Origin of the sequence: Bacillus cereus group sp. BfR-BA-01383 (genome assembly GCF_022663495.1) — a bacterium.
In the GTDB taxonomy this organism is placed as follows: Bacteria; Bacillota; Bacilli; order Bacillales; family Bacillaceae_G; genus Bacillus_A; species Bacillus_A cereus_AU.
On record NZ_JAKUFP010000040.1, the window covers coordinates 25360 to 35074 of the forward strand.

The following is a 9715-nucleotide window of genomic DNA, read 5'->3' on the forward strand; positions in this document are numbered from 1 at the left end:
TCTATTCTTGTTTGAAAGCAATGTCTTTTGAAATGAATTCTGCATCTTTATGAATATCATTCCAATTTTGTTTAGCAGCTTTTAAATCATCCGGTATTAAAGAGAATTTATGTTCTTGCATGGAGTCGATATTATCAAGTAAAACTGTATAGTTGGCCCCCATTGTATTCCATTGCTTTTGAATATTTGTTAGAGACAGTATCGCTTGATCCACTGTTTGATACAGATATGCTAATGTGTCTTTCGCGTTAGTAAGCGAAATAACTGCTTGGTTAGCACGATCAGCTTTCGTACCTAATTCTCCGATTTTTTTAGAGATTTCGTTATAGGAGTTCATATGATTAGACGCCGTGACACCAGCTGCTGTTCCTAAACCGATTCCAGCTGCACCAAGAGCCGAAAGGCCACCAACAACAGCCGGTGTTGCTGTACCGCCAGTCACAACAATTACTACCGCTCCTGCAATAGCTCCAATAACTAAAATGGCTGCTCCTAATCCACCGCCAATTGACCATGCTAATACATTGTCGAAATGTTCTTTCTGAGTAGAATGTAGCTTCTCAATTTCAGCTTGAAGTTGTGGAATCAGTGCTTGTTGTCCCGCTAATATTGCCGTTAATCCACCTTTCCCATCCGGGCCACCAACATTATTTTTAAAATCTGTAGAATTTGTATATAGTTTTGTTTTGAAGTCCTGTAACATCTTAATTACATCTGTAACTTCTTTTGAATTTGTATTAATTGTAGTGATTAAATCATTTATGCCCTCTTTTAGGCCTGCCTTATCTCTCTTTTGTACAGTATCTACTAATGTGTCGTAATAATTTTGAAATTGTTCATCGTAATTTACAATATTACGTGCTGTTTTTTGAATCTGTGGCTTTGCTGTATCTAACCAATAATTCGCATTGATTCGCGACAGCTCTTGATTAAGGTGAATATTTTTGAGTAACTCTCCACCTCCTGAACCTAAATCGATATCAGATAAATTTACATTCGGTTGTTTAATCATTGTTTTTGCGTACAAATCCATTACAAGAATATGAGATCCTGTTTCAGCTAATGCTTTCTTCAGTCCTTCAGGCCCTAATGCATAATTCACTACTTTTTGTTCTTGAGCGGTCGTTTCTTGTGCAAATGCATGAATAGTGTTACCGGTAGTAGCAGTTATAACCGTTGCCAGAGTTGCTAAAGTCAACACTTTAAATGGGAATTTTTTCATAACTATTCTCCTTCTCATTCTTTCGTTAGATTTTTAGAAAACATAATATTAAAATTTATAGACTTGTTCTTCAAGGTAACTTATTACATTTTTTAATTGTCTTAATGTATCTTTTTGAGACTGCTGGTTAGTTGTATCAATATTAGTAGATAATTTTGTAATGCTATTTTTTATTAGATCCAAATCTTCTTTATAGCGTTTTAGTAGGTCAAGTTCTACATCTACTTGATTTGCAAATGTATGTAAATCATTTTGCATAATAAGAAGCATTGATTTTTGTAAATCTGCTATTTTTAGGTTCTTTGTTAAATCATAAAATTTTTGGTTTTGTGTCTCTAAATCTGCTAAATGTGCTCGCTGTTCTGCTGTTAGTTTATTTACTTCAGCGAAAGCACTATATGTTTTCTTAATTTTTTCAGGGTCAATAACTTTCGTAAGGTCATACTCTTTTGTTTGGGCAACTGCGGCTGCAGCTATTTCAGCTTGTTTGCTTTTCTCAATTGCTTCACGGGCTTCTTTTTTTGCAGCTTCAATCTCTAGAGCAGATTTACCCTTTTCTTTCGCTTCTTGCTCTGCTTTTTTCTCTGCTTCTAAAATAGAGTTGTTAATTTCTTTGCCTTTGTTATACGCTGCTACTGCTGTTTGAGCAGCAGGTTCAATGATATCTTTTGAAAGGTTATAGACTTCTTTGAAAATAACAAACCCTTGTTCATTTAAAGCCCCTGGTAATAATGCTATTTGTTGTAAATCATTTTGAATTGATTTTTGGGTATTTTGTAATTCATTTTTTAGCTGATCTATTTTCCCTGTTCCATCTGAACTTAGTACACCCTGCGCTTTTGTCACATCAGTATCGAGATCTTGAAGTTTTCTATCAAGCTGTAATTTAAAATCTGTTAATTCATTAATCTGTCTTTGTACGTTTTCTTGGTTCGTCATAGTCATAACTTGAAGAACTTCAAGTCTATCCAAAAACCCTTCTTTATCTTCTTTATTGTCTACAAACTCTTTTAATGCTGGATAATAGTTATTAAATTTAGTTACAAATCCTTTACTTTTTGAATTTAATAGAATTAAATTTGGATAAAGTTCTGATGACCATTCTTTCATATCTTGCTTGATTAGGGATTGATTTGTATTTAATGCTGGAACTTCCTCAAGTTGTACATTAGGGCTCATTAAACTTTGATCAATATATGTTTGGATTAATTTAGATTGTGCACCTAATTTTCGTAATGATGAGGAAATATCCATGCTTTCCTGTTGAGTTTCTGCTTGAACGATTGGTGTTGCGAGAGTATTGATAGGAATAGTCGACCCAGTTACAATTGATGTCATTAAAAATCCTGTCATTATTTTATTTTTCATTCCGTACACCCCTTCACTATTGTCTGTTTATAATCTTATACATACATCCTGAACGACCTAACGCTAGGCTCTTTTCTTGCACATACTTGAGGAAGGAGAATTCTTTCGGATAGAGAGTGTTAAACCCTCGTTATTATTTACTTTTTATAGAATGTAAGGACCTTACTTCCCCCTCATTTAAATACTATGTTTTTCACAAGTAAACAATAAAAGTTCATCGCCTATATTTGAATTAGCTGTCAAATGAATAGTATAATATTGATTTTTCTCTGGAGTTGCTGCTTGACTTACAGGATCCCAGATAGATAAACTCATTGTTCCTAAAGCTAACCCTGCCATGACCTTTTTGATAATAATTTCATAATATCTCTCCTAGTTTTGTCGGCAAGGCCCTACAAGATTACAAAAGATGAAATTATACTGTACATTGCTTATACTTTTATTACGGAATAAAATCATTTTTGCTATGTAGAAACTTAAAACACTTTTTTTCAAATGTGATACTTTTGAGATTCTAGACCCTTTTATAAATGAATGAATATTCCAATAATTAATTTCGACATAATGTTACTTGCAACTTTAGTATACATTTATTATTGCAATCTTCTCCCCCTCGAGTGGTCATACCAATTGCACCTTTATTAAAACATCAATTTTTTAATACGTAAATAGTAGAATTTTGTCGATTATATTCAATAATTCGACTATCGAGTATTAATGTGAATGAAAATGTTATACTTATAAAATGATTTTTTAATATAATTTAAGTAATTATAGCAGTTACAACTTGATATACTTAGTTAAAAAGGAGTTATTTTAACTATATAAAAAATAGCTAATATAATTTGAATTTTGTTTAATATAATTTAATCATACTCTGCATATCGATCCCCTTTATTTAGATATGCATAATTACATATTTCTCCATGACAAAAAACAACAAATAACAGACAAATAAACAACAAATAACAACATTTCTAAAAAACATGTCGTTATTTGTTATTTTTCGTTATAATATTTATAACTTAATATAAAGATTTAATAAAATGTGATTTAATGTCAGCTCTAAAAAACAGAATAAGAAGCCCTAATCAGGGGATTTTTTCTTTGCAGGAATTTTTTAACCGTCATGGAATACTGTCACTAGGAGGGGGGGGAACGCTATGACGGACGAAATTGTTTATTCTGCCAGTGAAGTATACAAGAGGCCAGGAATAAGTGATATCTTGTAAAATAATGATAAAATATAAGCCTGATATGTTAAAGGTGGTATATAAATTGAGTAATGAACATGAATCAATTATGGTCATAGATGTAAGCAACATTTATTATGAAATCATACATTAAGCATAATTCCAATCTTTTCCGATATCACAATCCCCATATGGATTTATTCCATTAAATGCTCCAACATACATAACTTTCCCACTGCGAATGATCCATTCCATACCATGTTCCTCTTCCCACGTGCAATTTAATTCTAAATCAATGACAGGTTCAGATTTATTTTTAGGATTCGGAATACATATAGTATTTGGTGTAATATGAGGTAGAACATCTGTCAGTTTAGAAAATTCTATAATATCTTCACCTATATCATCAAGAAATTCATTACAGTATCTAATAGATGCTTTACAAAGTTTATTTATCAGTTCTTCACTTAAAGAATTTAAGTATGTTATACATAGCTCTGCGTATTCGATATCTGCATCTTGGTCTATGTATACCAGAATATTTTGATCAAATAATTCGAAATAGGCCTCTCCTTCCAATTCGGAATTTTCATTGGTTTTAAGGTTTTTAATAGCCATTTCATTTAATACCTCCTTTAAATTGAATTTTTCTATTATAAGTAGTCTCTATTTTTTTAAGGTTATTAACTAACTATATTTAAAATAATCGGAACAATGTCCCCTATTTTAGATACTGTTAGATTATTAAGAGTTTGATGGATACCAAGAAAATTTTATATCGCTATCAAGTGGTTTACCGTGTATTTCCTTGTTAATTAGGCTATACCATTCGTTTAATATTTGAGCCTTTGGTAATTGAGAGGCTGGGTCATCTTCCCAGATAATGTGTGAAAACCAAGCTTTTGTTTCCCATTCAAATTGTAATTCTGCAAACGAAATTGTAGGATGATCTGCTTCGATAAAGTGTTGGTTTACAGCATCTGAAACTTCCGAAGCTTGTGGTAATAACTCATTTTTAATTCTATTTTTCATTTCCTGATTTTCCATTTGATCCCAAAAATACAATTGTCCGTTTATTTGATAAAAAATATCAAGTGAAGCCTCTCCCTTTTTCATATTAAGCAATAAAAAAGCACGCTCCACATTATTTCCAGCGGCTTTTACAGTATTAATAAGTAAATTTTGTGCCATTGAGACCCAATAGCTATTGGCTTCTTCTAGTGGGGATTCAATATACAATTCTTCATCTAATTCATGGATAGTGGCCTCTTTATTATTTACTTGTTCCAAATTTTTAAAAAATCTACTGAAAAAACCCATGATTTCTCCTCCTTTTTGTGATTTCCTTGTAATATATTTTAGTAATTAGATAATATTTACAATGCAATCATATCATTTTCACATGAGTTATGAAACCAAGCTAATGAATGGAGTTTGTTCTTGTATTTCTCACATTCATTTGAGAAACTGAATGTAAGAAAGAGTTTGTTTTAAGTTGTAACGGATAGCACAGTTTCAATTTTGCAAAGATGGTGGGGAAATGGAAGAGAAAAACTTAAAAAGTAAGAAGTATTATAGAATTGCTTTTCTTGTATCAACAAGTTACATTTGGTTTTTGATTTTAGCAGCATACAGTATAGGTATTCCGCGATATATCGAGTTACTCGGGGGATTTTTCTAATTACAGCCTTTACATTTTACTTTTCAGTACCTATTTTTTATATCGCTTTGCCTTTAGTATATATTCTTGTTGTACTTTCCTGTTTCCGTATATATACTACAGAGCGAATGTTGGCTTATTATGCACTTTCTTGTTTCGTTTTAGGGCTTGCTTTATTTGTTCCTTTAGCAATGTATCATTTGTATGAGGAGAACTACATTTTCGCGAAACAGGTTCAGGAACAACGTATTGAAGAAAAAGTAAAACATGAGGTTGAAAAAACTAATGGTCCAATAAAGATTACATATGTGACAAAGGCAAGTAGGGTGCAAGCGAATGAAGGTACAGGAAGTCCGGAATATTCCAAAATAAATATTCATTTTGAGTTAGTTAGCTGTGATGCACAAAATGAAGGAAAGAGCGGATTTTCATGCAAATCCTCTGTCGAAGCGTACTACAAAGATAAAAAGTGGCTGGTAGATTATAATTCAGAAGAAAATACAGGTGTTCTAAATCTATCTAAAGATAACCAACATGCTGTAGAATTAGAAAAGCAGTTGGCTCTTACACCAGAGGAAGAAATGAATATCCGTAATCTTACTGAATCGAAAGCGATTCAGTATATGAAAAATGAGTATAACTTTGATTTAACAATTGTTGAACAATTCTTTGACAAGCATACGAGTTCCTATAAAAAAGAAAATAGATCATCAAATGCAATTCATGCCCTAACGATTGAAGGATATGTAAACACAGATGCTCAAAAGAATGTCACAGTTAGGGTAGAATATGATCCGATTACAAAAAAATATTGGACTCATATCATTGAAATGAGTGATGAAGCTAAAAAGTAGATAGAAAACTTTTTTACAGAGTTTGAAAATGTAATTAGGGACATGGCCAGCAATATTACTCCAATTCTTTGGGCGAGCTGGCACTTTATCAATCATTCCTACATAAACATCAGCTATTTCACATGTTTGTCCTGGCTGAAGGGAGTTCATTAACGTCTCCATATCTATCTGTATATACTCTGTACCTTTCTTAATTCTCCCGTCTTGAAAATAATCAGGATTAGGATTTTTTTGATAAATACGTGTATTCGACTTGATACGAAAGATATAGTAGGCCTCTTTATCTTGTATATATTAAAGGTCTTTTAAATGAAAATAACCTAAATCTCGGATGCATAAACCATTTGCTGTCACAGTTGGGGCACACAGAGAGCCGTAAGTACGATCATGTTGTTTACCTGAACCTGTATGAATATGTAGGAACTGTCCACTTAACAAATCATACTCAAGTTGAATTTTTATCCCAGCTGTATAGCTGTATCCTCCTGCGCCTGGATAAACCAATGAAAATACATCCGGGAGTTGAAATGCAGTTGAATCTAAAATGCGAATACGCTTGAAAACAGAAGTGTATGGAGAAGAAATCGGCATAGATGCGGCCAATTTTTTGCTTAGTAGTTCGGCTAGTAGGTGTTGTAAAAGTTGGACGGCCTCCTAATTAAATCGTTGATTCAGTCCCTCAGGACTGATGAGTACTGCTGTTGATGCTTCTAAACAGCTAGATAACTGAGTTAAAGAAGTCGTAGCTACATTTTGGCTCACCCATACACATAAAGCTACTAAATCTTTTGCTTGGTATTTACTTGTTCGCTGTACAAACCCAACATCTCTAGCTAGATTCTGTAAGGTATTTGGGGATAAAAGACTCTGAATCTCCTGTGCAAATAGTTGTAGTTCATCAGATACAGAAATAGACATACAAAAAACGCCATCCTTTCCTATGATTCTACAGAAAGAATAACGTATTTTATTCATTTTGAGGGTATTTCTTTTTATTAGCTTGATAGCGATGTGGCGCTATCAAGCTAATAAAAAATACAATATAAACCCTTCCAGATATAGGGTTGAAATCGCTGAAAGCTGGAATTACGCATCCCCAAAAACAATGAACGTCTTTGTATTATCTTACGATAAAGGAAATATTGAAATGATGTATGTAATCCAAGACCATAAAGAGATTATCACCTTCACCTCTTTAAAAAACCAAAAAATTCTAGCTGCATAATTATAAAAAAGAACGAGCGTTAATCAGTTCGTTCTTTTTTCTTATGATCTAGGATCTGCAATAAAATCTAAAAATAGAAAAAAATATAAACTAAACAATATCGTAAAACAAACACCCATTATGATTACAGCCCATGAGCTCTTTTCTTGCCTAAAACCTATAATAGTGAGAATAATAGCTATCCACATCGATACTTTAACTGCATTTATCGAAAATGGACCCATGTATCGGGCTAAAAAAAATGTACTACCTATATATCCGAAAAATGTAAATAAAGTAAAAAATATCGCTAAGAAATTAATTTGTTTCCCGAACTTTAATTTCAAAACCACCACACCAACCTCCTTTTTAAAAATCTGAAAATTCTATCTATAATTATTTTAATCTAATTCCTAATTTAAATCCACATAAAAAGAGGGGTACCGCCACATCGCTATCAAGTTAATATTTATAATGCCCCTAGAACGAAATTTTTTTGGCTTTTATAGCAACAAGATTCATTTTTATCGTCTTGGGGGTTCTTTTTATTTTTAACTTGATGGCGATGGGGTACCGCCAGCATTTTGGAAAAAAACCACGCTAAGCAAAAAATAAAATAAGCCATCCATTTGGACAGCTCATTTACATAATTATCGTTCTCGGAAGTTACATTCAACTAAAGCTCTCGTTAGTACAATAAGATTTACTTTTTCCCTAAAGAAAAACCTTCAAATAATCGCCCACCAAAAGGTTTAAGCACCTTATCAATTAAACTAACAATCTTATCATTGTCATTTGTTTTATAAAATGTATCAAATGCTTCTACAAATTCGTTTGCAAGTTCCTTATCATGATGAACTAATGAACGAACAACCCATTTTGATGAACCAATCCATTTACAATTACTACGAAGAATGAACTCACTTACTAACTCACCGAGTTTATTCGCAATAAAAATTCCTTCTCCCCTATCTTTGCAACCAATTAAATCATCTAACGCATCCGTAATAAAATATCGCTTCATATCAATGGTTTCTTTTGACCACTCTTTTGGTCCTTGTTCTAATAAGTCTTTAGCTTCTTTTCTTATTTCTTTTAAAACACCTGTGTCTTTTAAAATCTTTCCTTCGCTTACCATTCTCGGCATACAAGGTCTAGCTTCTTTACAATCACTTTCAAAAAAGAAGCGATAAGACGTTAAATTATGTGCAAATAGTTCAATATTCCACCCAAATTCAATCAGAGATTGACGATAAGAAGAAGATAAGCTTTCATCAAAAATCACAATATCCAAATCTGACGTTTCAGTTGCTTGTCCACGAACTACACTACCAGCTAATATAGCTCCCTGACAGTTCGGAAAATATTTGTCAATAAACTGAATGGCTGCCGCTATTGGCTCTGGTTTATTTTTCATTTTATCTACTCCTTTTATAATCTATTAATTTATGTATTTAGAATATTATAAATGTTATTCGGATATTAGTATACTTAAATTAATTTGCTTTATATTATTGTATACCCTATTCATGTATAGTTAACATAACGTCTCATTATCGCTAGCGAGGACAAGGCGGAATCCTTTTGTTTACTTGGTTTCTTGTTTTTACACTTGTCCAATTCATATGCATGATTTTATACATTGTTGTTATAGCAAGGATTCTAGCGATCTTTGCTATTTTCTTTTTTTCTTTTTTTGTATAAAAATTTGTATAAATTATTAGATTGGTAGATGCAAAAGAAAACTTTATGTAGCAACTATAGAACGGCTGATAGCAGCTATGAATAAGAAAAACATAACACTAGAACAAGCTATAAACTTAGTAATATCAAGTACTGAAGAAATTGACATAGCAACTGTTGCTATAGGTAGCGTAGTAGACATAGAACAGAAGAAATCATTTTGAAGTTGTTCTTTTTAGTGAATAAATTTAATAAAAAAAGAAAGAAGAATTTTTTAGGATTCTTCTTTCTTTTTGGTGCATGAAGATTTTTAATTAGCAGCGACCAACTCGTACTTGTTGAGTTTGTAATACTTTTAAAGTAAGATCAAGAACGATTTTTTCACGTAATTTGTCAAATTCTTTTTCATGATTTTTATCACATGAATCATGATCATCATGACCATAATCATCATCATGATCACATGGTGAAAAATCAAGTTCATAAAATTCTGCACTAATTAATTCACAGAATGGTTGTTCATTATAGAAA

9 protein-coding genes and 2 pseudogenes are annotated in these 9715 nt (G+C 32.2%); 2 read left to right on the plus strand and 9 right to left on the minus strand.

Annotated features, from left to right (window positions below; all coding sequences use genetic code 11):
* Window position 1 precedes the first annotated feature (1 nt).
* From hblD to MR065_RS23625, 5 genes are all read right to left on the minus strand, one after another.
* Window positions 2–1222, minus strand: coding sequence for a hemolysin BL lytic component L1 (gene hblD, locus MR065_RS23605; protein ID WP_242215262.1), 1221 nt, complete (start codon window positions 1220–1222; stop codon window positions 2–4).
* A gap of 48 nt (window positions 1223–1270) precedes the next feature.
* Window positions 1271–2590, minus strand: coding sequence for a hemolysin BL lytic component L2 (hblC, locus tag MR065_RS23610; RefSeq protein WP_242215263.1), 1320 nt, complete (start codon window positions 2588–2590; stop codon window positions 1271–1273).
* Between the two features lie 177 nt (window positions 2591–2767).
* Window positions 2768–2929 (minus strand): hypothetical protein, encoded by a 162-nt coding sequence (locus tag MR065_RS23615; protein WP_242215270.1) that lies wholly within the window; start codon window positions 2927–2929, stop codon window positions 2768–2770.
* 1004 nt (window positions 2930–3933) lie between these two features.
* The gene (locus tag MR065_RS23620; protein WP_242215264.1) at window positions 3934–4401 is read right to left on the minus strand and encodes a DUF6985 domain-containing protein; all 468 of its coding nucleotides are present in this window, start codon (window positions 4399–4401) and stop codon (window positions 3934–3936) included.
* Window positions 4402–4527: 126 nt separating this feature from the next.
* On the minus strand, window positions 4528–5103 hold the full coding sequence (locus MR065_RS23625; protein ID WP_242215265.1) for a hypothetical protein: 576 nt from the start codon (window positions 5101–5103) through the stop codon (window positions 4528–4530).
* A 220-nt stretch (window positions 5104–5323) separates the two neighbouring features.
* Between MR065_RS23625 and MR065_RS23630 the strand changes: the two genes are divergently transcribed.
* Together MR065_RS23630 and MR065_RS23635 are read left to right on the plus strand one after the other, a co-directional pair.
* Window positions 5324–5464 carry a hypothetical protein gene (locus MR065_RS23630; RefSeq protein WP_242215266.1) on the plus strand — a complete coding sequence of 47 codons (141 nt, stop codon included), beginning with the start codon at window positions 5324–5326 and terminating at the stop codon, window positions 5462–5464.
* A 107-nt stretch (window positions 5465–5571) separates the two neighbouring features.
* Window positions 5572–6297, plus strand: a complete 726-nt coding sequence (locus MR065_RS23635) for a hypothetical protein (protein ID WP_242215267.1) — start codon at window positions 5572–5574, stop codon at window positions 6295–6297.
* Between the two features lie 72 nt (window positions 6298–6369).
* Here the strand turns inward: MR065_RS23635 and MR065_RS23640 are convergent.
* From MR065_RS23640 to MR065_RS23655, 4 genes and pseudogenes are all read right to left on the minus strand, one after another.
* Window positions 6370–7215 (minus strand): annotated as a pseudogene (locus MR065_RS23640) (IS4 family transposase); the annotation flags it as partial.
* Window positions 7216–7563: 348 nt separating this feature from the next.
* Window positions 7564–7854, minus strand: coding sequence for a hypothetical protein (locus MR065_RS23645; protein ID WP_088059657.1), 291 nt, complete (start codon window positions 7852–7854; stop codon window positions 7564–7566).
* Window positions 7855–8204: 350 nt separating this feature from the next.
* The gene (locus MR065_RS23650) at window positions 8205–8918 is read right to left on the minus strand and encodes a nucleotidyltransferase domain-containing protein (RefSeq protein WP_242215268.1); all 714 of its coding nucleotides are present in this window, start codon (window positions 8916–8918) and stop codon (window positions 8205–8207) included.
* Window positions 8919–9498: 580 nt separating this feature from the next.
* Window positions 9499–9715: pseudogene (locus tag MR065_RS23655) on the minus strand (CsxC family protein); the annotation flags it as partial.